Below are 23,526 nucleotides of genomic sequence, written 5' to 3'. Positions count from 1 at the left end.
GCGTTCATTTCTCTCGGCTCTGCTTTGGTCTCCTCTTTACTGTGCTCTGTGTTCCATGTTTGTTGATCGCGTCCAAATCGAATTAAACGCTGGCAGAGGCGGTGACGGATGTTCCAGCATGCGGCGAGAAAAATACGTTCCCCGCGGCGGACCTGATGGCGGTGACGGCGGCGTCGGTGCCAGCATCATTTTGGAAGCCAAATTGGGCGTCAATTCGTTGGCCGCGTATGCGCATCGCAAATTTCATCGTGCGGCCAAAGGCCAGCCTGGAAGAGGCGCGTTATGCCACGGCAAACGCGGACGAGATCAGATTTTGTATGTGCCGCCAGGCACAACGGTGATCGACAGCGAACATGGCTTCGTCATCAAAGACCTGAAACAGCCGGGCGACAGTTTTGTGATTGCTCGTGGCGGGCGAGGTGGTCGTGGCAATGCGACGTTCAAAACGTCGACTAATCGGGCTCCACGCGAATGCACACTGGGCGAACCAGGCGAGACGCGCAGCGTGATTTTGGAATTGAAATCGATCGCCGATATCGGGCTGATCGGTAAACCCAACGCGGGCAAGAGCACGCTGCTGAGTCGAATCTCCAGTGCGCGGCCAGAGATCGCTGACTATCCGTTTACGACCAAGCATCCCAATATCGGAATCGTTGATGTCGATGCGGACCGTTCATTCGTGGTCGCTGACATTCCTGGATTGATCGAAGGCGCCAGCGAAGGGATCGGGCTTGGGCACGAATTTTTGCGGCACATCGAACGTGCTGGGCTTTTGGTTCACTTGGTCGAACCCAATCCCGTCGACGAGACTGATCCGCTGCAAAATTACTTGGGCGTGCGTGATGAACTGATTGAATACGACGCCAGCTTAGGTGAGCGAGACGAAATCATCGTCGTCACAAAAAGTGAAATGGAAAACGCGCAAGAGGTCTGCGAGGCGCTGCGTGAATCGTCCCAGAAAGAAGTCATGATGATCAGTTCGCTGGTTGGCGAGGGCCTGGAAGTGCTGAAGTTGGAAATCATGGATCGTGTGCAGGCACGCCGCGAAAAGATGATTGCCGATGGCGAAGAAGTCACGATCTTGCGAAGTACGGATCTGGAAGACAAGCCGCAGAGCAATAAACGTTTGCCGCCTCACTTGGCTGGCTTGACCAAGCAAATGACCAGTGATCGGCCGGCTAAAGAATTCGACCAAGAGGCACCACTGCACGGTCACAACGCTCCGGGGCGAAAACAGAAGCGACGAGAGCCATCGTGAGTGAAAGGAATTGCGTTGTTGCGGTCGACGTAGGCAATTCCGCGGTCAAGCTTTGTGTTCGGCGTGGCGAAGAGAAGAAAGTTGGCGATGCTCTTGGCGATAAATCGGTCGCCGCGGAGTTGGCTCAACTGAGTGTGCCGATTTGCGAAAATGCTTGGCACTTGCGAGCGACTCGCTGGGTCAGGGATCAAGTCCGCTGCGAACATTCGCATTGGCTGATCGCGAGTGTTCATCAGCCGGCCGCGCAGACTTTGCAACACGCAATCGATGCAATGAGCGTTGATAGCGACATGCAAATGACGGTGGCAAGTGTGTCGCGTCGCGATGTGCCAATGAATGTGCGAGTCGACCAGCCAGATCGATTGGGGGTCGATCGATTGTTGAGTGCTTATGGTGCACGAAATCAATTTGGTTCACCGGTCACGGTCGTCGATGCTGGGTCGGCCGTCACGATTGACTGGGTCAATGACGAGGGCGATTTTTGCGGCGGCGCGATTTTGCCGGGCCTTCGAATGCAAGCCAACGCACTGGCGTACGGGACCGACGCCCTGCCCGAAATTGACTGGAAAGTCGGAGGTTCGCAGAGCGAAAATCCAGCGACAGTCGCTGGCACCAACACTGTCGATGCGATTCGCTTGGGGCTGATTACTGCTGTGACAGCGGCGATCGATCGTCTGTCAGTGGCGTACGCTAATTCGGGTGCCGGATCAAAAGCTCAGTCAAAGCTGGTGCTAACCGGCGGCGACGCAGCGACAATTTCGCCGTTTGTCCAGCAACCGCACGAAGTCGTGCCAAATTTGGTTTGCCGTGGATTGCTGGATTTGCCAAGATCTTAGCGGGCAAGTCCTTGCGGCATGTTTCCCATCCAACGCGTGATCAAATAGAATAGAAGTCGTTGGCTTTCCTTAAATATTATGCGGACCAATGCCTCAGCGCGCTGGTCGGTCAAATGTGTTTCCTTCCGTTTGTTGATTTGCATGTCTGCTACGAAGTTGTCCGACCTGCTGCCTGTTGCGGAAGGGATCTCCGATCCTCATGCGTATCAGGTCTTTGGGCTTGATGGCGGAGAGCAGGACGGTGCGAAAATTAAGCGTGCCGTGACGGCGGTGTATGCAAAACTGAAATCTTCCAAACAAGACGCCGATCCGCAAGTTTGGAAACAAGCAGCAACGCTTGCTCAGCAAGCCAAGGCAATTCTGGCGGACCCGCGGCAGCGTGCCGAATTGGATGCGCGGTTCGGGATCGTTCCAGTGGTATCGCCTCCTGCGGGAATGCCGCCGGTCGTGCCCGCTGGTGTACCGCCAACTGCGGCTTCACCTGCAGTAAGTCCGCCAACTGGGCTGCCACCAACGGGATTGCCACCGGCTGCCGCACCGGTCGCAGATCCGCTGGCGGGAATGTTGCCGCCGACCGATCCGATGGCCGCTCCGGCGCCCAGTATTAACCCAATGTCTCCGGTGGCTCCGACCCAGCAACTTCCGCCCCCATCCGCAGGTGCTCCTGGAGCTGGAGCTGGAGCTGGCGTAGCTGGAGCTGGCGTTGCTGCTGCGGGCATCGTGAGGGCAGCTTCCCCGAGTTCGCCGCAAGTCAAAGTCAAGAAAACCAAGCGCCGAAAGAAAAGTGGTGCGGGCAAACTCATGTTCGTCGTGGGGATGTGTGCGTTGACCGCTTTGATCGCAGGTCTTGGGGTCTTTATGTATCTGGGGCGCGACATCGCGATCAGCAAAGATGGCAAGCTCGTCACGCAGCGACAGTTGCCCAACGCTGGACCGGCCGCGGCTCAAGTACGGCCAACACGTCAGCAACGTGATCCCGTCATGGGAAATCCGGCGCCTCGTGCCGAGCCTCCCAAGACCTCAACCGGTTTGCCAATGAATCAGTTTTCTCCTCCACAGGATCCGATGCCGGGGCCAATGAATCCGTCGCTCCCAAGCACAAATGGCGATCCAGTGGCCAGCGAACCGATCAAGGGAACTGATCCTGATGGTCCTGGGATGGCCAACCCCTCGATGGACAATCCGGCGATGGATAGCCCGGCAATGGATAACATGCCCAGCCAAGCTACGATGCCTGCCGAAGTCGACCAGCCCGCGGTCAATCCCGATGGAGCGTTACCGGTTTCGCCTGGGACCACGTCGGCGCCGGTGCAATTGACGGACGCCGACATTGCTGCCAACGAACAGGAGATTCAAAAGGTCAAAAAAGTCATCCGCGATCTCAATTGGACTCTGATGCGGTCCAGCGCAGAGAAAGTAACGCAGCGTACGCTCTCCGATGCCCAGAGAATTGAAGCCGATGCGTTGTACAATCTAGCTGACTTGGCATCTTATTATCGCGGCGGTCTACAGCGAGGATTGGGCGCGATCAAAGCAACGCAAGACTTTGAGGTGACAGAAGGAGTTCGTGTCTTGGTGGTCGAAGTCAGTCCCAGCTCGCTGACGATCAAGTACAACGGGCGCAACCGAACCTATTCTGTCGAAGAAATTCCGTTTCGCTTGGCGGAGAAAATCGCTTCTTTTGCCATCGATCTGACTCAGCCCGACGGCATCGCGTCCAAGGCAGTTTTTCAAGCGATCTCACCGCTCTCGAATGAAGAATATCGCAAAGACTCGATCGAATGGTTGGAGATGGTTGATCCTGATATGCCTGATGTCGATACAAAAGAAGTTGCCAAGCAAATCAAAGAACTCTTTTAATCGTGCCACTGATGGCTCCTATCGACGAAAGTATTCAAGCACTCTGCCAGCTCATCGGATTTGATTCGGTCAGTTCGACTAGCAATGCGGCGATCTCAAGTGATGTCGCCGGCCGCTTGGAATCGCTGGGGTTTACCGTCGAACAAACGCAATACGTCGACGCTCGAGGCCAAACAAAAGTCAACCTCGTGGCGCGCCGTGATCCGGCTGGATCGACTTCGTCACGCGGCTCTGAACCCGAAGGCGGGCTAGCATATTTTTGCCACACCGATGTGGTGCCCGCGAGCGGTTGGACCGGTCCGGGCGGGAACCCGTTCGACGCGGTCGTTCAAGACGGTCGGATTTTTGGCCGCGGTTCGTGCGACATGAAAGGATCGTTGGTCGCGATGCTGGCGGCAGCGGCACGTGTCCCGGTCGCCCGGCAACGAAAGCCGCTTTGGATTGTTTGTACTGCCGACGAAGAAGTCGGCTTCGATGGTGCACGGCACATCGTCCAGCACTCCAACTCCTTTCGTGAACTGGTCCAGGCACAGCCAATGGGAATCATCGGTGAACCGACAGGCATGTCGGTGGTTCACGCTCACAAAGGCATTACGGGGGTCCAGTTCACTAGCCGCGGGCGCGCAGCTCATAGCAGCACGGCCGATGGCATCAACGCCAACGAATCAATGGTTCCGATCTTGCAGCTGCTGCTGGAGTTGGGGCAGCAGACAAAGACGGATCCCCGCTATCACGACGATCGCTTTGATCCGCCGACGCTTTCTTGGAATTTTGGCGTCAGCGACGGCTGTACGGCAGTCAATATCACGCCGGAGACCAGCAAGGCATGGTTGTCGCTTCGATCGATGCCAGATGTTGACGGTGAAGACTTGATTTCGCAGTTGGTCGACAAGGCTAACTCGTCTGGCTTAGAAGTGAAGCGATTTGAAGGCGGTCGTCCAGTTTGGATTGAGGCGGATTCAGCTTGCATCCAGGACCTCTGCCAGATCGCCGGCGGTCAGCCCAGTACCGTCTGTTTTGGGACGGACGGCGGCGAGTTTGCCGAACTAAAGCAGATGGCAGTCTGGGGGCCCGGGCACATTGCTCAAGCCCATACAACCGATGAATGGCTGTCGATTGATCAGCTATCCAAAGGCATCGAACTGTATGCAAAAGCGATCACTCATTGGTGCGTCGACAAAGTTTGACGTGGCCGTCATCCCAAGAGATCCAAGCTGCTGGTTTGCAGGCCGCTGAGCGGCATTTCTTCTAGGAAACTGGTGCTTTGTCGAGAAATTTTCAGTGCCGCTTGGATTTTCTGTAACACAGAATCGAACACTACGCTTACGTACACTGTGGAACCATCGATGGGCCGGCGTGATAATCACCCGGTCGGTTGGTGGCCAACTAAATCAATGCACCAAGAGAGGATGAGAGATGAAAAAGATACTGATTGCATTTGCCGCGTTCTTTTGCCTGGGCGGTATTAGCTTGGTCGGTTGCTTGGTGCTGGCAAGCCGAATGACGAGTGACGCGCACAAAGACTTTTTCGATCAAGTTGCCACCGGCGATGCAAACTTGGTGCTCAGTAAATGCACTCCGGGGTTGCAAGACGAGATTGACGCCCCGGTTTTGTCGGCGTGGCTCACACAGTTCAACAAAGAGCTAGGTGCATTCGAGAGCACGTCGAACTTTAACTACAACATCCAGAGCAACAACGGAGTCACTACAACTCAGGTGGGCGGCACTGCTAATTTTGCAAGCGGCAAAGCTGATGTCGAACTGAAGTACATCGGCGATCTGCTGAATGGTTTTGACGTCAAGTCTCCGGCCCTTGAGGGCGATTGGTTCACGGGGCCCGAGGATTCAACGCTGTATCAAGATCGGGCCAAGGAATTCTTGCGAGCGTTTGCAGGCGGAAAAACATCCGAAGCTTACGCGATGATGCATGAAGCTCTTCAGAGTGAAATCGACGAAGCGGCCGCAGCCAAAATGGGACAGAGCGTCGCCGAACTGGTGGGCGAAGTGAATGACATCGAAGTGACCGGAACTGAATTCACGAACACTGACGGAGACAAATTGATCGTCAGCACGATCGTGTCAGGAGAGTCAAAGAAGCTTGATGCGACCGTCACCTATCAATTCATCGGACTCAAAGGCCACTTGCTTGCTTTCAACTTCTCATCGCCAGCCGAAGAGAAAACCGAAGCTGCGGAGGAACAAACGCCAGCGGCTGAGTCAAAAGAAGAGGCCGTCGCTACGGAGTAGCCACGACTGGCTATGAGACCGCTGCCATTTTTTTTGCCGGTCGCCAGTCGACCAACTGGACTTCGACTTTACGGAAACCCCGGAACTCATTGATCACGGGGCGGTAAGCGATTTCGATCGGCCCTTCGACTGCATTGATCTCGTCGCACCATTCGCCGGCGCCAAACGCGACGCCGCGAATGACTTTGCTGCCCTGGCGAAATTTCAACGTCAAGTGACGATCGCCGCCGCCCATCTTGCGGGCTGGTTCGTCCAGTTCCACGCCGCCAGCGAACAGAACCGGTCGTGGGTTGGACTGACCAAACGGAGCCATGGTTTCGATCTGTTTGACGATGCCCAGGTTCAGGGTTCCCAAAGGTGCTTCGGCGTCAATGGTTAGTTCGGGAACTAAATCGCTCTCATCGCACTGCTGCGCGACGGCTTCGCAGAAATCGCCTCGAAACGATTCGATTTGTCGTTCATCGATCGTGATCCCAGCGGCTGCTTTGTGGCCGCCGAATTTCACCAGTCGTTCGCTGCACTGCGAAATCGCGGAATACAAATCAATGTTCGTGCCGCCGACTCGGCCCGATCCGACAGCGCTGCCTTGCCCGGATGAATCCATCGAAATGATGATCACAGGCTTGGCGTACTTTTCTGCCAAGCGTCCCGCAACGACTCCGATGACGCCTTGGTGCCAACCGACACCTGCCAGCACGAGTGCCGGATCGGCTTCGGCATCAAAGTCTTGTTTGGTTTGTTTTTGTGCCGCCAAGTAAACGCTTCGTTGGAGCGAGTCGCGGTTGCTGTTGAGCTGGTTGATGTATTCGGCCAGTGACTGCGCTCGTTCGCCAGGTCCGATGGTCAGCAGTTCGATCGCCAGTTGTGCTTGGCCCAAGCGTCCCGCCGCGTTAAGCCGCGGCGCGATGTTGAAACCGATGCTTTCGCAGTTCAGCGTCGACTGTTCGTCCAGCTTGGTGATCTTCATCAGTTCGACCAAACCCGGGAGTGGTTCGCTGCGCAGGGTTCGCAATCCGTGGGTAACTAGGATTCGGTTTTCGTCGATCAGCGGCACAACATCGGCGACAGTGCCGATCGCGCAAAGCGAAAGCGATTGCATCAAGTACTTGCGCATCGGGTCGGATACTTTGGTGCTGCCGCACACGGTTTGGCAAAGCGACCACGCCAGTTTGAAGGCGACGCCTGCGCCACAAAGTCCGGTAAATGGATACGCTTTGCCGGGGAGTTGCGGATGGACGATCGCATCCGCATCGGGCAATTCGTCCAGCATCGTGTGGTGATCGGTGATGATAAGCTGGACGCCAAGTTCTCTGCAAAGTTTGGCGCACTCGATCGACGTGATTCCGCAGTCGACCGACACGATCAGTTTCTTGCCGCGTTCGGCCAGTTTGCGAATCGCGTCGGCATTCAGTCCGTAGCCTTCTTCCAGTCGGTTTGGCACGTGGTAGCTGACGTCTGCGCCCATCAGTCTTAGTCCGTTGACCAAGATGGCGCTACCGGTCATGCCGTCACAGTCGTAGTCTCCGTAGATGACGATCGGGGTTTTGGCACTGATTGCCGCGACCAAGATCTTGGTTGCGGCCGGGACACCGGGAAGCTCTTGCGGGTCGCGAAGCCCGGTCAGTTTGGTATCCAAAAACGATGCCGCGTCATCGGGCGTGTACACACCGCGGCTGACCATCAACTGCGCGACGACGGGCGGCAGTTTAGCGGTGCGGATCAGGTGTTCGACGCGCGGTGCATCGTGGGGAACGATTCGCCATTGTCGTCGCATCCTTGCCTCCGCAGCACTGGTAGCGTTTGTTTCGAATACGAAAAAACCACGCCAGAAATGTTGCTGGCGTGGTTGATCTTAATGTCTGTTGATCCAGCGTCCAATTGGCCACAGTGCGAATCGTAGCCCGTTGAGTATCGGCAACGGCGATTGGAAACTGTCCGATCGGAGCGTCGAACTACTTCTTCTTTTCGACGTGCCAAGTGTGCTTGCGCAGACGTGGGCTGTACTTTTTCAGGCGAAGTTTTTCGCCACCAGGTTTGCGCTTCATCGTGTAATTAATGTCGCGTGTTTCTTCGCAGACCAGAAAGATCGTTTCTGCTTTTTTCTTGCTACGGCCAGCCATCGGATATCTCGCAGGGGTATATTTTGCGTTGTGTTCTGTTCGGGGCCGCGGATTATGGCAGGAACATGGCACTTTGGGCAAGTGCTGATGTCACTAAGCGAGAGGACGTTTTCGGATCACCCCTCTTCGACGGCCTCTTTGATCGTCCGCACGACCGATCGTCGGTTGATGGCCGTTTGAGTCACTCTCTGGGCATCTACGCCCAGAGATTCAGCAAGCTTCATCGCCAAGTCAACGTCACGAATCCCTTGATATTGATTGGTTTGAGCCAATTTGTGACTGTCCGTGGGAACGTAGATCGTCTGAGAATCGTTTTGAAAACCGGACTCAAAAGCGTCCGCTAGCTCCTCGATCCAGGCTTCCGGGACACGAACGCTGCGGCAATGTTCGATACTCCAAATTTCGTCTCCGTCGCACTCGCTCAGGAGAGCAAGAGCGGTCATTCGCGGCAATTTCACTCGTCGGCACTCAACAATTGATCAATTTTGGCGGCGACAATGAAATCGTTTTCGCTCAGTCCACCGATAGCGTGGGTCGTCAGATCGATGCGAACTTTGCAGTAGCCAGTCAGGTGCAAATCAGGATGATGGCCTTCGGTTTCGGCCAATTGGGCGATTTCGTTCAGCAATTCCATCGCTTCGACAAAGTTTGTTCTCGCCACGTTTCGGTGGATCATGTTGGCGTCACCATTCAGGCTCCAGTGCGGCGCCGCCGTTAGGAAACCTTCCGATTCGACACGGCTCAGAACAGGGACTCCGCCTTCGCAGGGGACGCATTTTGATTGGCAAAGCGACTCCGCGGACGGTTGGTTCATTGTTGGGTTTCCTGGGGAAAGACAGTCGAGTGAATGCCGTAAGCTACCGATGAATTTTGAAGAAGTCGAATCGTTGCAGGGGTCGTTGTCAAAGGAATCACCCAAAAAATCCCTGTATCTCCCGTGATTGGCGTTGACGATCTTCGCTCAATTCGCCAAATTCTCACGCTTCGTGGTCAATACGACCGCGATTGAAGTGGGAGAAGTTGCCGCCACCATCATGTGATGCTGGGACAGGTGACGTTCGCCAAACCACCCGACAACTCGAAAGTCGTGCTCCGATATGGGAAAGAAATCTAAGCGCTATCGCGCATCGCTCGAAAAGCAACCAAAGGACGCTCTGCCTTTGGATAAAGCTGTCGATGCACTCAAATCATACGTGACGACGAAGTTTGACCAAACCGTCGAAATTCACATGCGTTTGGGCGTCGACCCAAACCAAGCCGACCAAATCATCCGTGGCAGCTTGGTCTTGCCAAACGGTATCGGCAAAACTCAGCGCGTAGTTGTGTTCGCCAAAGGCGACGCAGCAGCTGCAGCCGAAGAAGCCGGTGCTGACGAAGTCGGCCAGGAAGATTTGGCAAAGAAAATCAAAGACGGCTGGACTGATTTCGACGTCTGTATCGCCGCTCCCGACATGATGGGACTCGTCGGACCGCTTGGCCGAGTACTCGGACCACGTGGTTTGATGCCCAGCCCGCGTGCTGGAACAGTTACACCAGATGTCGCAAAAGTCGTTGCTGAGTACAAAGCCGGTAAAGTCGAATTCCGAAACGACAAGGGCGGCAATGTCCATGCGATGGTCGGCAAGATGAGCTTTGAAGGGCCAAAATTGGTCGAAAACATCGAAGCATTTATCAAGCACATTGATGGTCTGCGTCCGCAAACGATCAAAGGCCAATACGTCAAAGGCGTTGCCATTTGTGGGACGATGAGTCCCAGTGTCCGAGTGGCTAGCTGATCCAAGATTTTGAGCCCAACGCTTCGTTATTTTGCCGCTTAATTTGTCGACGAAAGATTCGATCCGATTCACATGCCAGTGAATCAATCCTGCGAACCAATCCAGTGAACCAATCCGATGAGTAAATACGTCAAAGAACTCGTGACCCGCGACATCAAGCAGCGGCTAGATGGCGTCCTCGACGCTGTCTTGGTCCACTGTACGGGAATGGACGCGAACACGACCGCCGAACTGCGTGGCGAATTGGCCGAAAAAGACATCAGTCTTTACATGGTCAAGAACTCGCTTGCACGTCGTGCGACTGAAGGAACCAGCTTGGCACCTGCTTTTGAAGGTGCCAGCGGACCCGTGGCAATCTGTTACGGAGCCAGCGACTTTGTTTCGCTGGTCAAAGAAGTTGTCCGTTTGGATAAGGACGACGACAAGTACGATGCTTTCACCGCTAGTGGCGGTGTGATGGATGGCGAAGCATTGGATGCCGATGGTTTGAAAGCCGTTAGCAAGTGGCCTACCCGCGAAGAACAGATTTCGATGCTGGTTGGCCAAATCCTAGGACCAGGAGCCACGTTGTCCGCTGCGATGCTCGGACCTGGCAAGACGCTCAATAGCCAATTGAAAAGTAAGGGCGAAGAAGAGTAGTCTTCCGCCGAATTTCCGATCACTTAACCAAACCACCCAACCGTTTTTTGAGGTATTTACCATGTCCGAAGAAGCAACTGCAGTCGCTGAGTTTAGCGCCGAAGCAAAAGAAATGGGCGACAAGATCGCCGAAATGACCCTGAAGCAAGCCAAAGAGCTAAGCGACTATCTGAAAGATGTCCACGGCATCGAGCCCGCCGCTGGTGGTGGAGCTGTGATGATGGCTGCTGGCGGTGGCGGCGAAGAAGCTGCTGTTGAGCAAACCGAGTTCGACGTCATCATGACCGGTTTCGGTGACAAGAAATTGAACGTCGTTAAGGTTGTCAAAAACCTGACTGGCGCTTCGCTGATGGAAGCCAAGAAAATGGTCGAAGGCGTTCCTGCGACCCTGAAAGAAGGCGTCTCGAAAGAAGAAGCCGAGAAAGTCAAAGCAGAGATCGAAGAAGCTGGCGGTAGCGTCGAACTAAAGTAGTTCGCCGGAGACTGCGGCTTACGAGCCTCAAAAAACAGAAACCCCTGTACGTTGCAAATGCGACGTGCGGGGTTTTTGATGCGCCTGGAGTGGAGCTGTGCAGGGCTGTCGTGCCGGTATCAGATGTACTGATTCAGGTTCGCCGCTTCATATTTGCTGCTGGTTGCCTCCTGCGAGTCCGCCAGCGTTTCCCAGCCGCCCAATTCCCAGCGCCCAATTTCCTGCCGTTCAGTTGCTAGATGGCTTGGAAAACCAATGGCTTGCACTTGAGCAGCCGATTCGGAATCAGTCGATCTGGACGCCAAGCCGGTCTCCGACTTTGACCGCTTTGCCGCTTGCGATTGCCTTTCCAGAGACGTCGATCCTTAATGAGGCATCGCAGCGCTGGCTGAACCGCAGCACCGATCCAGGGACCAAATTCAGCGCGTCGCCCATAGTGATGGTCTTTTCTGCAAGGGTTGCTGTCACTTGGACATTCGTTGCTAAGACGCGGTCGGCATGCGATCTTTGGGGTGTTGCGACGGATTTCATGGTCGGTGATCCAGGGGAGCGACAGGGCAGCAAATTGGATGTCTGAGGAGTTATCGGCCGATCCGACCCATAAAGATTGCCCAGAGTCGCTCATGGGCACCCACTTTCGCCCGATATAACGGACAATTTCAACCGAAACCACCCGGCAGAGGGTGCAGGTTAAAGGCATCGGTAGATACATTGGGCCTCGTCACATCGGGGCACACGAAACGATCTGCAAAGAGCGATTCGCGATTCGATGTGGCCCGAGTAGGAAACCCACTGATCTTTGAAATAGAAAGCTGCGAGATGTGCTTACTGGCTGTTCAGTATCGATTGGTCCCCGAAAGTCCAATTTTGGTCGCCGCCAATCGTGAGGAGTACTTTGATCGTTCCAGTTTGACCCCTTCGATCCAATCGGGAAAACCCCGCGTTCTCTGCGGTGTGGACCAGAAGGCTGGTGGAACTTGGTTGGGAGTCAATCAGAACGGCCTGTTTGTCGGCCTGTGCAACCGAGCAACCAGTATGCCCCTGTTTGGGCAGCGATCACGTGGCCTGCTAGCAATGGACCTGCTCCGTTGCGGTTCAGCCGCGAAAGCCCTAGAGAAAGCTCAGACTGAGTTTGCCAACGTTCGCTACGAAGGCTGCAACATCATCATTGCGGACGCTGCCAACGGCTATGCGATCCACGCAGATGAGCGTCAGGACGTCGTCGAGCTGAAAGAGGGCCTGAATATCATCGGTGCTCGCAACTTGAACGATCCCGAAGATCAACGAGTTCAGATGGCTCGTCGCCTGCTGACCCTGCAGACGTTGGATTCACCCGTGAAGTTCCTGGCTGTCGCTAGCCGCGTGTTTGCACGTGCTCCTGTTGGCGAAGGTCGCCCGAGCATGGTGATCCGCAACAAAGAGTACGGAACGGTCAGCAGTTCGCTGATCGCGTTGGGTGTCAAGCCACGCGATGCGATCTATCAGTTCAGTAACGGGGCTCCTGACCAAGCCAAGTACGAAGACTGTTCGCCAATGCTTCGCGATATCCTCAGCCGTGGACTTCGCGAATCGCGAACCAAAGCAAAAGTGCAAACAGCGTAACTTACGCTTCACAACACGATACGATGAAAGGCCAGGGTTTTGATCCTGGCCTTTCTTTTTGGCCCCACTGCCGCATTTCATCCCGGAATCCGTCGATTGAGCTCCAGCGTCAAAGGAGTTTCATCGCGGGCGACGGTGATCGTTCCAAGCGGTTTGGCAATGACTTCAGCGATTCATGACTTCAACGATTCACAGTGCGTGTAGCCAAGGCGACCTCGAAACGGTTCGGCAGTTCGTGGCATCCGATACCACGTTGGTGAATGCTGACGATCAACACGGCTGGCGGCCTATTTTTCACGCTGCATTGGAGCGTCACGCGGAAGTCGTCCAATTTCTGATCGAATACGGAGCTGATCTGGGCGCGCATGATGGCTACGTGCTCCACTACGCTGGCGAGGTGCCTGGCAACAAAGAGATTGTTGGGATGCTTCTGAAATACGGTGCATTGGACGCGCATGTCCGCCCGGTCGATGACCTTTCGCGGCAGTTTCTTTCGGCGGTCTTTCTGGGCGATGCCAGACGTGTTGCGGCAATGCTAGAACAGATTCCAGAGTTGGCAAACACGGTGGATGGTCGCGGCGATCTGCCCATTCACCATGCCGCTCGCAACGGCGACACCGACGTCGTCGAAACTTTGATTCGGTGTCACGCCGACGTAAATGCCGCCAACGATCGAGGGCACACGGTTCTGTACTGTGCTGGCGGGCACGCACACGCAGAAACCGTCGCTCTACTGCTGCGACATGGCGTGGATGTCGATAAGAAATTCACCGACGATGGAAAAGATCTGCGGCAATGGTTGCAGCAGTACCCCGATGACTCTCGCTTTGACAAAATAGTGGCGCTGTTGGACGATCACCAAAGCGATGGTTCAACGCGGCAATCACCTTAGACCTCTCCCCACCAAAGACATCACGATGACTAAACGTTGGCGCGTTGCCGGAATCAATTTTTCTCACATGCACATGGGCGATTTGCTCCGCCAGGTTTCTGAGCATCCTTTTGCCGACATCGTTGGAATCTGTGATGAACAACCTGACGCGATGCGTGCGACGATCGAAGCATTGCAGATTCCTCCGTCCGATGTTTTCACCGACTACCAATCGTGCATGGAATCGACCAAGCCAGATCTGGTCATCCTGTGCCCACCGACGGGCGAACATGCGTTGTGGGTCGAACGGGTTGCCCCGTATGGCGCACATTTGTTTGTCGAAAAGCCCTTCGCCGGTTCGCTTGCCGATGCGGACCGAATGATCGCTGCGGTAGGTGCCGCTGGCACACAGATGATGATCAATTGGCCGATCCGATGGGAGCCCTGCTACTACACGACTTGGCGACTGATTGACCAAGGAGCCATCGGTGACATGATCGAAGTGCATCACTACGGTGGCAATCGTGGCCCGCTGTATCACGGCGCCGACAAAGTCGAAATCGAGCCCACCGCCGAAGCAAAGAATCGAAGCTGGTGGTACAAACTGCAATCTGGCGGCGGATCGCTCCGTGACTACTTGGGTTACGGTGTCACGATCGGCACTTGGTTCAACGGCGGACAAATTCCGATCGATGTTACCGCGGTCACCACCCAGACGCCGGGATTGGAAGTCGACGAGCACAGTATCACCGTCGCACGATACCAAAACGGTTTGTCCAAGTTTGAAACCCGATGGGGAACGTTCACGGATCCGTGGATCCACCAGCCTCAGCCCAAGTGTGGCTTCGTTGTCCGTGGAACGGCAGGAACGATTTCAGCTTACGACTACGAATCCACCGTGCGTGTCCAAACCAAAGATCAACCCGAAGGATACGATCATCCGGTCGCGCATTTGCCTTCAGGGGAACAAAACGGAGTGCAGTATCTGATCACCCGACTAGAAAATGGCTTGCCCATCGAAGGGCCGCTGTCGCCAGAGATCGCCCGGATCGGACAACAGATCATCGATACTGCGATCCAAAGCGCTGAAGAAAAACGAACGGTCCCACTGCGAACGTAGCGTGCTTTTATCGTCACCGTGGTGGCCTCAGCCGCATGCGATCGGCTTCGGGCTACCAAGGATGTGGACACCTGATGCCTGAGTCGCACTGCTTGATTTCGCAGTTGCTTGCTGCTGTTGTCTGGCGGCTCTATAAATGAACTCCGTTTACTGCTCTCGCGGCAGGCAGAACAAATCCAGCCGAGCTGAAGAAACAAAACGAAAGACTGACAGTGATGAACCGAATACAGTTTGCAGTGCTCGTCATGCTGGGGGGCGTTGGTTTTGCCATGGCCGCTTTACTGGGCGGCGCACAGGCCAGTGCTGCTGACCGCCCGAACGTTTTGTTCATCGCGGTCGACGATCTACGGCCGGAGCTTGGATGTTACGGAAAACAGCACATTCAATCGCCAAACATTGATCGGCTTGCGAAGACCGGTGTCTTGTTTGAACGAGCTTACTGCATGGTGCCGACATGCGGAGCATCACGCGCAAGTCTGATGACGGGACTTCGGCCCGCTCGAAAACGGTTCGTTAGCTTTTTGACGATCGCCGAAAACGACGCTCCTGGCATCGTGCCCTATCACACTCATTTCAAACACAACGGCTACCACACTGTTTCGCTCGGAAAAGTATTCCACAACATCAAAGACAATGCGGACGGCTGGTCCAAACCAGCGTGGAGACCAAAAGGAGTGTCGTCTTATCAGCGTTCAGAAAACCAAGTACTGCATCGCAAACGCCAGCAACTGGGAAACCGCACACGAGGCCCGGCATGGGAATCGGCAGACGTGGCGGACAATGCTTACACGGATGGAGTGATCGCCGAGCGTGCGATGGCGGATCTCAAGCGATTGAAAGACCAAGATCAGCCATTTTTGTTGGCCGTCGGATTTCTCAAACCGCACCTGCCCTTTGTCGCACCCAAAAAATACTGGGACCTCTACGACCACCAGGACATTCGGCTTCCTGCCAACTACCACTCGCCCAGAGATGCGCCCAAAGAATCGATTCACAGTTCTGGCGAACTACGTGCTTACGCGGGAATCCCAGCAAAGGGACCGGTTTCCGAGGAAGCCGCACGCAACCTGATCCATGGTTATTACGCGTGCGTCAGTTACACGGATGCCATGATCGGCAAAGTCCTGGACGAACTCGACCGCCTGGAGCTTTCCCAGAACACGGTCGTCGTATTGTGGGGTGACCACGGCTGGAACCTTGGCGAACACACACTCTGGTGCAAGCATTCTTGTTATGAAACTTCCATGCAAATTCCGTTGATCGTGAGGGCGCCAGGCATCCAAGGCGGCCAACGCAGGCCGAACCTCGTTGAGTCCATCGATTTGTACCCGACCCTCTGCGAACTCGCAGGGCTATCGTTGCCCGCGCACTTGCATGGCAACAGCCTGGTCCCGTTGATTAAGAGCCAGGATGCTGCGTGGAAATCGGCAGTCGTCGGTCGCTTTCAAAATGGTGATACGATCCGAACCGATGCGTTTCGCTTTACCGAGTACACCAACAAAAAGGGAAAGCAAACGTCGCAGATGCTGTATCGCCACGATACTGATCCCGGCGAAAACGCGAATGTAGCGGAAACGCAAACTGACTCGGCCAATGGTTTGGCCCAAGAGCTCCATCGACTGATGGGACGCGACGGGGACTTGTAGTCGGCAGTGCTCTATTGCGGTGAGCATTGAACGATGCTGATACTCGGTCCGTACTGCGTTGATCACGACCAGCACGCGGAATCCGGGGCAAATGAATTGTGCGTCAAGTTTGCTTCTGTCGTCGCCACGGTTTGCCGGGAGCTTCACGTTCTGCTCGCCAGCCCATCGGCAAGTCTGCTAGTTCAACCACCGAGGGATGCTGGTCGACGATGGCATCTAAGCCGACCAGTCGACCCTGTTTGGGGTCGTTGGTGGTTCCGCACAGAAATTGCCAGTCGCCATCTTCATCATGTGTCACTAGCAAGACAGGCTCGCCCGCCTCGACGACGCGAATGGTTGTCAGGACGCCCAGGTTCTTGGCTTCTTTGAACTGCCATGCCGACGTCGATGCTAAAACGGGCTGCGGCTGCGAGTTAAATTCAGCGTTCCACGGATAGTTGTGTTGGCGGTCCGGCCAGACACACTGCAGCATGGGAAAGTCGGGGCCTTCGTAAAACCAGAGATCGTAGCCAAAGTACTCGCGGTACAGACTTGGGTTCACGCTGCGAAACATGCATGCGTAGCCATCCAAGATTTCCCCGCTTTCGTGCCAGTCCTCGAACGTTTGACCGGATTTGATCAAGTCACCGATGCCGTTGATGATCTGGCTCATGGTCGTTGTGCTGCCTAGCCCAAATAGGCAGATCTCAGGGTGGCCCAGTGTGTGAAACAGGCCCACAGAGAACACGTATGCCGGGCCTTCGTCATCGTCGTCAATGCCGACTAGGTGCCAGCCATGGTCGACGACATCGGCCAATAGTTTGCGATCGGATTCATCGTCGGGTTTCGTGCGGACCACGCTTGAGTTTCCTATTCAGGTTGTATCAATCCGATGACGACTGAACATCAGTTCGACCGAATCGATAACATCGACGATTTTCTGCGATGCACTCTGTCGCCATTTCAGCTCGATCTGTTGGCGGTTTCGGATTCCGCTTTGCTGTGCGTATTGTCTAAGTCTGTTCTGCGTGATCCTGTGTGCCAAAATGCCCACAGAATGAACACGCCTTGCAGTGGCAACCGTAGCAGGTGGACCAGCGCAGGCGCGGGCATCAAGTTTTGGTTCTGGTAGACATGCAGGTTGGCCGGGAACACCGCAATCAGTAGGGCGATGATTCCCCAAGCAGCCAGCCGAGAGGTTGTCGGGACCATCAGGATCACTCCCAACACGATCTCGCAGACGCCACTGATCATCACCAGTTCCTCGTGCAGTGGCAGGTAAGGTGGCATGATGCGCAGAAAGAACTCCGGACTGGCGAAGTGCGTGACGCCAGCACCCACCATAAAGCTCGCCAACAAGTACTTCGAGACGGTTTTGATCGACGGCATGGATCGGTTTTCGGCAAGGAATCTTGAGGGATGGAAATTGACTGCGTCTGCCGCTTGCGACGGCTTGCAGCGTTCAAGCGACATCGCTTGGCTTTCGCCAAACGGTTTTTGAGAACGCCTGTTTCGCAGCCACCGTGGATCCGCGTTTCGGTGCTTTAGAAACTCCACTGGTGAATCGTCGTGCCGTCGTTTCTGTTCAATCGCATTGCAGATATTTCCATCGTTCCGGTGTCTTTCGCAGGATCGATTCGCACGCTTTGGACAGGCTTTTCGGCATCCAGTTTCACCGCGTACTCATGAACCTGGTTGTCATGCTTCACCTTGAAAAGTTTGCTGCGCTCGGCAGCAAAAGGGCTTTTGACCGGTTTCCAAAACACTTGGGCTGGACCCGACGAATTCGTTTTCATGCGGACGTGCAACGTCAATGCGCCTGCGTTGACAGTCTCGGGCAACTGAAAACTCAAGTAGGGGTCTTTCCCTGTGCTTTCGACCCGCAGCACACCGTCCACCACGGAAAGTTGGCAGGTCCCGCCGGGTTGCCAGCCAGCGACCGGCATCGCTGCCAATTTACGTGGCGGTTTTGCCGATCCTTTTTTGGGCCCATTTGCGCCGCCCTTCAGTTCTGCCTTGCCTTCTTGCGCGGCGTCGTACTTGGTTGGGTCAAACCTGGGATTGGGCATTGGCCGAACGGCCGCGGTATCGACCAGATGCTTCTCGATGAGCGCATCAAGCTGGCTTACTCGATCTGGAAACTGCTGGGCAAGGTTCGTTTGCTCACCAATGTCTTCTCGAAGGTTAAAGAGTTGGTAGCGATGTGTTGTTCCCGGCCCGCCGTGGAAGATGCGAATCAATTTCCATTCGCCTTGATGAACGCTGACCGATGGCGGCAACCAGTCGGGAACGCCAGGGGCATGTGGGAAGTACGTAAAAATGGCTTTCCGATCAAGCGGTTTGCCCTGCAACGCGGGAGCGATACTTATGCCGTCAAATGCTTGGCCTGGTTCTGCCGAGATGGACAGCATTTCTAGCAGCGTCGGATAGTAATCACTGCTCTGAATGATTTGGTCGCTTTGTGAATCGGCGTCGATCTTGCCCGGCTGAACCACGATCGCAGGACCACGCACACCGCCTTCGTACATAGTCGCCTTGCCGCCTTTGAGCGGCGCGTTGCTGGTCGCTGTTCCTCCGTCGACAAGGTTGTACATGTTCCCGCCGTTGTCCGACGCAAACACAATGATCGTGTTGTCGGCGATCTCCAAACGATCAAGCGTATCGATCAAAACACCCACTGCATCATCCATGCTTTGGATCATGGCGGCGTAGGTCGGGCTACGTTGCGGATTGGTTGGGTCGACCTTCTTAGCGTACTCTTGGATCAAGTCCCGTTTGGCGTCGAACGGTGCGTGAACGCTGAACATCCAGTAATTCAAAAAGAACGGCTGATCCGCGTGCTGCTCCATGAACGCGACGGCTTCTTTGGCCATGCGGTCCTCCAGATGCTCATCCGGAATCAGCGGGTCATGATCAAAGTCCTTGAATTTCCACGGCGCGACGTAGCTGCCGGCGGGCCCTGGTCCAGGATGGTGCGGAACGTCGACGTCGAATCCGTGTTCCAGTGGCGAATAGGGTTCTGGCCCCAGATGCCATTTCCCAAAGTGCCCGGTGGCATAACCCTGGTCGCGAAACATCTCACCCAGCGTGTAGTGCCGGGTGTCAAGTCGCGAAACCGATTCAGGGATCGTCGAAAACTTGTTCGGCGGACCAGTGGCGGGAATCTGTGGAGTCAGAATCACTTTGGGGAGATGGCAGGTGGGTGAAGTGATGCCGTGGCGCGCTGGACTCAGCCCCGTCAGAACACTTGCCCGCGTCGGCGAACACAGCGGGCTGGATGAGTAAGCACGCGTAAAAGTCATTCCGCGTTGGGCCAGACGCTGAATGTTCGGCGTCTGATAAAATTTCGTCGTGCCAAACAGCGTCGTGTCGCTCCACCCCAGATCGTCGGCCAGAATAAAAACGACGTTGGGTTTCGCTTCGGTCGCATCACAGTTCGCTATGCCTAGCGACAGGGCACACAAACAGAAAACAGCTGATCGGAACGCAATGCACATAAAGGCCGGCAGGGGAGAAAAATGGACGGTGGTCTTCCAAGGCAAATGAAAAACCATTGTACGGTTTTCTGCAGCAAGGTAGGCCGGCCCCTGTGCGTGTTCCAACGTGGGACCAGAGGGAGCATGATCGATTGTTTAGCATCATGGAAACTGCCATGCCGCGATTTCACAGGTGAATTAGAAGTGATTTGACAAGGCAGCCAGCACGGTTGAACTTCCAGCCCTGCGTCGCCCGCTTTCCCACAGGTAGAGCGACTTGTTCGCCATGCTGGACCGTCCACGCGATCACTTGTCAATTTGACAGAACGATTGATTTTCAACTGCGGTGGTTGTCTGTCACGCTGTACACAAGAAACCGCAGAGGGGACTATTTCCGAGTCGAAAATTCATTGGCATCGCGCGAGTCATCCATCTTCTCCGCAACACTTGGTAGATTCGATTCTCCCGTGTTCGGCAAGGTGTCATCGGGCGGTGGCACGGGAATGGTCGCTAAGCCAGAGTGAAACATCATTGACGATTCGGCCAGCTGCACTGCGCTGGGGTCGATGGTCCTGAGCCGGTCGAGTGCTTTGGATGCGGCCGGGAGCGGGCATGTTTTAAGGTAGCGAACCGCGACTGGTTTCAAGACACCAGTCTCTTGCGTCGGTAGCTCGAATAGCTCTACTATGCGGTCGATGGCAGACCAGTCTTTCCATCGCGCCAAATCAGGAATGACTAAGTCGGCCAGTGCCGGGCGGTTCAGTACGAGACGCAACGCCGTTGCCAGTCTCGCACGGGGCATTACGTTTAAGTCTGTACCGTGAACACGAATCGCATTGATCGCCGCATAGGAATCCGCATAATTGGCACCGGGGCTTGCTAAGTAGTCTCGCTCAATACGAGCCAATGCTTGTTCGCCACCAAGTGTGATGAAACAGGCGATTGCAGCGTCCATGCTAGGTTCGAATCCGGGGTCGACATCGCGTTTGCGAATCGCTTCATCAAACAGGCTTGCGTCAGCCGCCGTCCCACACTGGCTCAAGAACGTCCAGCAAAGACGACGGCGATGTGTTGGCGCTGACTTGTCGCGAAGTTGAGCGATTACCCATCTGCGATCCAGTTTGTTTTTTATAGCAGCGATGTCTTCCGAAGACGCTTCTGCGAACTCGTTGTACGCGTCAGCCACGACAAACTGATCCGAGTGCTGAAGGAAATCCAGGAAGTGCTCCAGGCGGCGCGGCCCTTTTACGGGAACCTTGCTTAGGCCTTGAAGATACGAGACGGCCTCGGCTGAAATGCGCGTGGGGGGAGCCCATTGAACGTTCGATTTGCCGAATCCTACGAGCCAAAAAACAGCATCCTCAGAACGCTCAATAGCCGATTCGAGCTCCACAACCGATGCATTGAGTGATGCATCTCCTTTGACGACTTCCGTGATACGCATCCGACAGATGCGAACACCATCGGCTCCCATCGACGCAGCTTCGCAACGTGCAACTACTGCTGCGGCCGATTCTTCCAGGTCATCGCTTAGGGTATGTGGGAGTGCAGAACAAAAGGGGCATGCGGCGGGCTCAGTCGCCCAACAGACAACGATGACGACGAGAAAAAGCAGAGTTCGCCGAACGCGCGAGAGGTCGCAAAGCCGGGATGCGGCCGGCCACCCGGTTCCACTGGACGCAAAAGTTAGGTTAGAAGCACTGTTCGAAGACAAGGTAAGACCCGCTGCTAAAAACATGTGACGTCGCACCAGCCCATTCAAATGCAATCGGATGCGCCACGTATCTTCCCTATCGGATTTACTGCAAACCAGTCAACTGAGAATCCAAAAAAGTCAGGGCATAGCAGGCACCATCCCTGGCCGGCGCGAGTTCTTCGTTCAGGATTTGAGCGAGCCTGGCGTAATCGTAATCGCGATCGTTTAGGCATTGCGAGGCCCTCTCGTATCGTCCGGCAATTCGTCGGCCGCACGCTGGAACCACTGGATCGTTCGCTGAAGATGATCGGGTCCGTAGAGGCTTGCAAAGCCTTTCGTTTTTACATGCTTTCCGTTCTGTAATTCCGCCAATCGATTGTCCACGTAACTTCGCGTTAACTTGATCCCGCACTTCACTTCAATGCAGTGTCGCCATTGGTCGTAAGAGCTTGGGAAATCGTCGTCACCTTCTTTCATGGCTTGGACTCGACCTCGTTCGCTGCGATTGCACTGATATTTGCGGTCAACCAAGCCGAAGCGGCAAGCAATTGCAGCCAATCGCCGTTGGAGCTGATCCCATAAGCCAACACGCTTCCGATCCAGCAAAGGCTCGCGATCGTTTGGCCGAGCCATTCGATACGCAGCATCCTTTCCAGCCGGCTAGGTGTCCGATTCGATGTGACGTTAGCTTGGACATTGTCGGTTAACATGACGCACACTCCTCCCCGCAGCACGACAGATCGTCCAGATACATGCCCCATTTGCGATACGTTTCCAGTTCTTCTGCTGGCAGCCCCAGCGAAGTGGCAAGCGCTTTCGCGACGACGGCGAATCTCTGGCGATACTTGTAGATAAAGCAGAAAACGTGGTTCTCGTGACGCACCGCTGGCCCGCAGAGGAACATTCCTGGCACCGTCGTCGATTCATCGTTTTCACTTAACAGCGGAAAGCCATCCTCTCGCTGTGCGAACAAATCCGCCACCCTTTGGCAACTGCCCTCGAACCCGCCTGCAAACAACGGCTGCGTCGACGTCCGAAAACATCGTCCGTCCACAGCCTTGACCTCGTACTCGTCATCGACTCGTGATACGGATGCGATCGGTGTGTGTGGTAACAGCTCAACGAATTCCTCAAACCAGTCTTCGCGAGTCCGTTCAAGTGAATAGGTCGATAACGCGACGCTGGGATCGGAACTCTCGTCTTTCCAGGGACTGGCTTTGTCGAACAGACGGACATGTTTGTCGCGATACGACAGGTGGTATGCCGCGTCGACACCACTTTCGTAGCCGCCGATAATGATGAAGTCGTCTCCGTCCAGTTCTTCGTAGCTGGCGACCGTCGCGGTGTGTCGACACAATTCGCTTCCGGCAAAACCATTCAAGCGTGGGTATTGAAACTCGCCCGCGGCCCAGATGACGTGCTTTGCCCGGAGTGTCTCATCGGCCGTGTCAACGCGGAACTCGTCGCCCACCTTTGAGACACGGAGTACGTCTGTATCTGGCTTGACGGGCAGCTCAAAAAACTGAGCGACTCCGCGCAGATGCGACGCGTACTCTTGGCCAGTCGGATGCTCGACTTCCAGGCTGTACGCAGGCGAGACGCCAATTGCGATCGAATTCAAGTCAAGCATCCCGATCGAGTTGCTCGGAAACGAGGGAGTGATGAATCGAGTCTCGGCAGGCCACTTGGCGAAAGATGCACCAACCGTCTCTCGCTCAAGCACAACAAAATTCTCGACACCGGCCTGTTTCAGAGCCACTGAAACGCCAACACCCGCAGCGCCGCCACCAATCACGACCACATCGTATGTCTCGGTCTTCCCAGGCAAACTCATTTGATAATCCTTGTTTTGATTGAGTGAAAACGGCATCCATCACGAACGCGGACACTAACAATGTCAGAGCGATCTGTACCGCAGAAAGCCAGCGA

24 protein-coding genes are annotated in these 23,526 nt (G+C 55.1%); 12 read left to right on the top strand and 12 right to left on the bottom strand.

The annotated features are described in order from the left end of the window. Positions 1 to 55 precede the first annotated feature (55 nt). The 5 genes from obgE to K239x_RS26130 all read left to right on the top strand — a co-directional run bounded on the left by obgE (position 56) and on the right by K239x_RS26130 (position 6,201). Positions 56 to 1,258 carry a GTPase ObgE gene (obgE, locus tag K239x_RS26150; protein WP_145421235.1) on the top strand — a complete coding sequence of 401 codons (1,203 nt, stop codon included), beginning with the start codon at positions 56 to 58 and terminating at the stop codon, positions 1,256 to 1,258. Then, positions 1,255 to 2,094, top strand: coding sequence for a type III pantothenate kinase (locus tag K239x_RS26145; protein WP_419189412.1), 840 nt, complete (start codon positions 1,255 to 1,257; stop codon positions 2,092 to 2,094). The genes obgE and K239x_RS26145 overlap by 4 nt, the downstream gene beginning before the upstream one ends. Positions 2,095 to 2,235: 141 nt before the next feature. Continuing rightward, complete coding sequence (locus tag K239x_RS26140) at positions 2,236 to 3,954, top strand: hypothetical protein (protein ID WP_145421233.1); 1,719 nt, start codon at positions 2,236 to 2,238, stop codon at positions 3,952 to 3,954. An 11-nt stretch (positions 3,955 to 3,965) separates the two neighbouring features. Beyond that, a complete protein-coding gene (locus K239x_RS26135) occupies positions 3,966 to 5,141 on the top strand; it encodes a M20 family metallopeptidase (protein ID WP_145421232.1) in 1,176 nt (391 codons plus the stop codon). 229 nt (positions 5,142 to 5,370) lie between these two features. After that, a complete protein-coding gene (locus tag K239x_RS26130; RefSeq protein WP_145421231.1) occupies positions 5,371 to 6,201 on the top strand; it encodes a hypothetical protein in 831 nt (276 codons plus the stop codon). Between the two features lie 10 nt (positions 6,202 to 6,211). On the opposite strand, the gene recJ is transcribed toward K239x_RS26130, so the two are convergent. The 4 genes from recJ to K239x_RS26110 form a co-directional block, all read right to left on the bottom strand. Then, positions 6,212 to 7,975, bottom strand: coding sequence for a single-stranded-DNA-specific exonuclease RecJ (gene recJ / locus K239x_RS26125; RefSeq protein WP_145421230.1), 1,764 nt, complete (start codon positions 7,973 to 7,975; stop codon positions 6,212 to 6,214). A 178-nt stretch (positions 7,976 to 8,153) separates the two neighbouring features. Then, positions 8,154 to 8,321: a 50S ribosomal protein L33 gene (gene rpmG, locus K239x_RS26120; RefSeq protein WP_145421229.1), complete on the bottom strand. Its 168-nt coding sequence runs from the start codon at positions 8,319 to 8,321 to the stop codon at positions 8,154 to 8,156. 116 nt (positions 8,322 to 8,437) lie between these two features. Continuing rightward, positions 8,438 to 8,764, bottom strand: coding sequence for a hypothetical protein (locus tag K239x_RS26115; protein WP_145421228.1), 327 nt, complete (start codon positions 8,762 to 8,764; stop codon positions 8,438 to 8,440). An 11-nt stretch (positions 8,765 to 8,775) separates the two neighbouring features. Next, the gene (locus K239x_RS26110) at positions 8,776 to 9,135 is read right to left on the bottom strand and encodes a 4a-hydroxytetrahydrobiopterin dehydratase (RefSeq protein ID WP_145421227.1); all 360 of its coding nucleotides are present in this window, start codon (positions 9,133 to 9,135) and stop codon (positions 8,776 to 8,778) included. A gap of 283 nt (positions 9,136 to 9,418) precedes the next feature. On the opposite strand from K239x_RS26110, the gene rplA reads away from it, so the two are divergent. From rplA to rplL, 3 genes are all read left to right on the top strand, one after another. Further along, positions 9,419 to 10,096: a 50S ribosomal protein L1 gene (rplA, locus tag K239x_RS26105; RefSeq protein ID WP_145421226.1), complete on the top strand. Its 678-nt coding sequence runs from the start codon at positions 9,419 to 9,421 to the stop codon at positions 10,094 to 10,096. A gap of 117 nt (positions 10,097 to 10,213) precedes the next feature. Further along, a complete protein-coding gene (gene rplJ / locus K239x_RS26100) occupies positions 10,214 to 10,735 on the top strand; it encodes a 50S ribosomal protein L10 (RefSeq protein ID WP_145421225.1) in 522 nt (173 codons plus the stop codon). A gap of 61 nt (positions 10,736 to 10,796) precedes the next feature. Next, on the top strand, positions 10,797 to 11,207 hold the full coding sequence (gene rplL, locus K239x_RS26095) for a 50S ribosomal protein L7/L12 (protein ID WP_145421224.1): 411 nt from the start codon (positions 10,797 to 10,799) through the stop codon (positions 11,205 to 11,207). Between the two features lie 285 nt (positions 11,208 to 11,492). Here the strand turns inward: rplL and K239x_RS26090 are convergent, their stop codons facing one another. Continuing rightward, a complete protein-coding gene (locus K239x_RS26090) occupies positions 11,493 to 11,738 on the bottom strand; it encodes a FliM/FliN family flagellar motor C-terminal domain-containing protein (protein WP_145421223.1) in 246 nt (81 codons plus the stop codon). A gap of 288 nt (positions 11,739 to 12,026) precedes the next feature. Here K239x_RS26090 and K239x_RS26085 point away from each other — a divergent pair, with 288 nt between their 5' ends. The 4 genes from K239x_RS26085 (at position 12,027) to K239x_RS26070 (ending at position 16,446) form a co-directional block, all read left to right on the top strand. Continuing rightward, a complete protein-coding gene (locus K239x_RS26085; RefSeq protein WP_145421222.1) occupies positions 12,027 to 12,809 on the top strand; it encodes an NRDE family protein in 783 nt (260 codons plus the stop codon). A gap of 175 nt (positions 12,810 to 12,984) precedes the next feature. Beyond that, complete coding sequence (locus tag K239x_RS26080) at positions 12,985 to 13,701, top strand: ankyrin repeat domain-containing protein (protein WP_145421221.1); 717 nt, start codon at positions 12,985 to 12,987, stop codon at positions 13,699 to 13,701. Between the two features lie 25 nt (positions 13,702 to 13,726). After that, entirely contained in the window at positions 13,727 to 14,800 is a 1,074-nt protein-coding gene (locus K239x_RS26075; protein ID WP_145421220.1) for a Gfo/Idh/MocA family protein, read from the top strand. Positions 14,801 to 15,015: 215 nt separating this feature from the next. Beyond that, positions 15,016 to 16,446, top strand: a complete 1,431-nt coding sequence (locus K239x_RS26070; RefSeq protein ID WP_419189411.1) for a sulfatase — start codon at positions 15,016 to 15,018, stop codon at positions 16,444 to 16,446. Between the two features lie 103 nt (positions 16,447 to 16,549). Here the strand turns inward: K239x_RS26070 and K239x_RS26065 are convergent, their stop codons facing one another. From K239x_RS26065 to K239x_RS26035, 7 genes are all read right to left on the bottom strand, one after another. Then, complete coding sequence (locus K239x_RS26065) at positions 16,550 to 17,284, bottom strand: DUF4262 domain-containing protein (protein WP_419189410.1); 735 nt, start codon at positions 17,282 to 17,284, stop codon at positions 16,550 to 16,552. A 104-nt stretch (positions 17,285 to 17,388) separates the two neighbouring features. After that, complete coding sequence (locus tag K239x_RS26060; RefSeq protein WP_145421218.1) at positions 17,389 to 17,814, bottom strand: DoxX family protein; 426 nt, start codon at positions 17,812 to 17,814, stop codon at positions 17,389 to 17,391. A gap of 155 nt (positions 17,815 to 17,969) precedes the next feature. After that, the gene (locus K239x_RS26055) at positions 17,970 to 19,979 is read right to left on the bottom strand and encodes a sulfatase (protein ID WP_145421217.1); all 2,010 of its coding nucleotides are present in this window, start codon (positions 19,977 to 19,979) and stop codon (positions 17,970 to 17,972) included. Positions 19,980 to 20,289: 310 nt separating this feature from the next. Further along, positions 20,290 to 21,345: a hypothetical protein gene (locus K239x_RS26050; RefSeq protein WP_145421216.1), complete on the bottom strand. Its 1,056-nt coding sequence runs from the start codon at positions 21,343 to 21,345 to the stop codon at positions 20,290 to 20,292. Between the two features lie 477 nt (positions 21,346 to 21,822). Next, a complete protein-coding gene (locus K239x_RS26045; RefSeq protein ID WP_145421215.1) occupies positions 21,823 to 22,074 on the bottom strand; it encodes a hypothetical protein in 252 nt (83 codons plus the stop codon). Next, positions 22,071 to 22,307 carry a hypothetical protein gene (locus tag K239x_RS26040; protein WP_145421214.1) on the bottom strand — a complete coding sequence of 79 codons (237 nt, stop codon included), beginning with the start codon at positions 22,305 to 22,307 and terminating at the stop codon, positions 22,071 to 22,073. Before K239x_RS26040 ends, K239x_RS26045 begins: the two co-directional genes overlap by 4 nt. Next, positions 22,301 to 23,431, bottom strand: coding sequence for an NAD(P)/FAD-dependent oxidoreductase (locus K239x_RS26035; protein WP_145421213.1), 1,131 nt, complete (start codon positions 23,429 to 23,431; stop codon positions 22,301 to 22,303). The genes K239x_RS26040 and K239x_RS26035 overlap by 7 nt, the downstream gene beginning before the upstream one ends. Positions 23,432 to 23,526 lie beyond the last annotated feature (95 nt).

Origin of the sequence: Stieleria marina (assembly GCA_007741555.1) — a bacterium.
In the GTDB taxonomy this organism is placed as follows: Bacteria; Planctomycetota; Planctomycetia; order Pirellulales; family Pirellulaceae; genus K23-9.
This window is presented reverse-complemented; position numbering and strand designations above follow the sequence as displayed.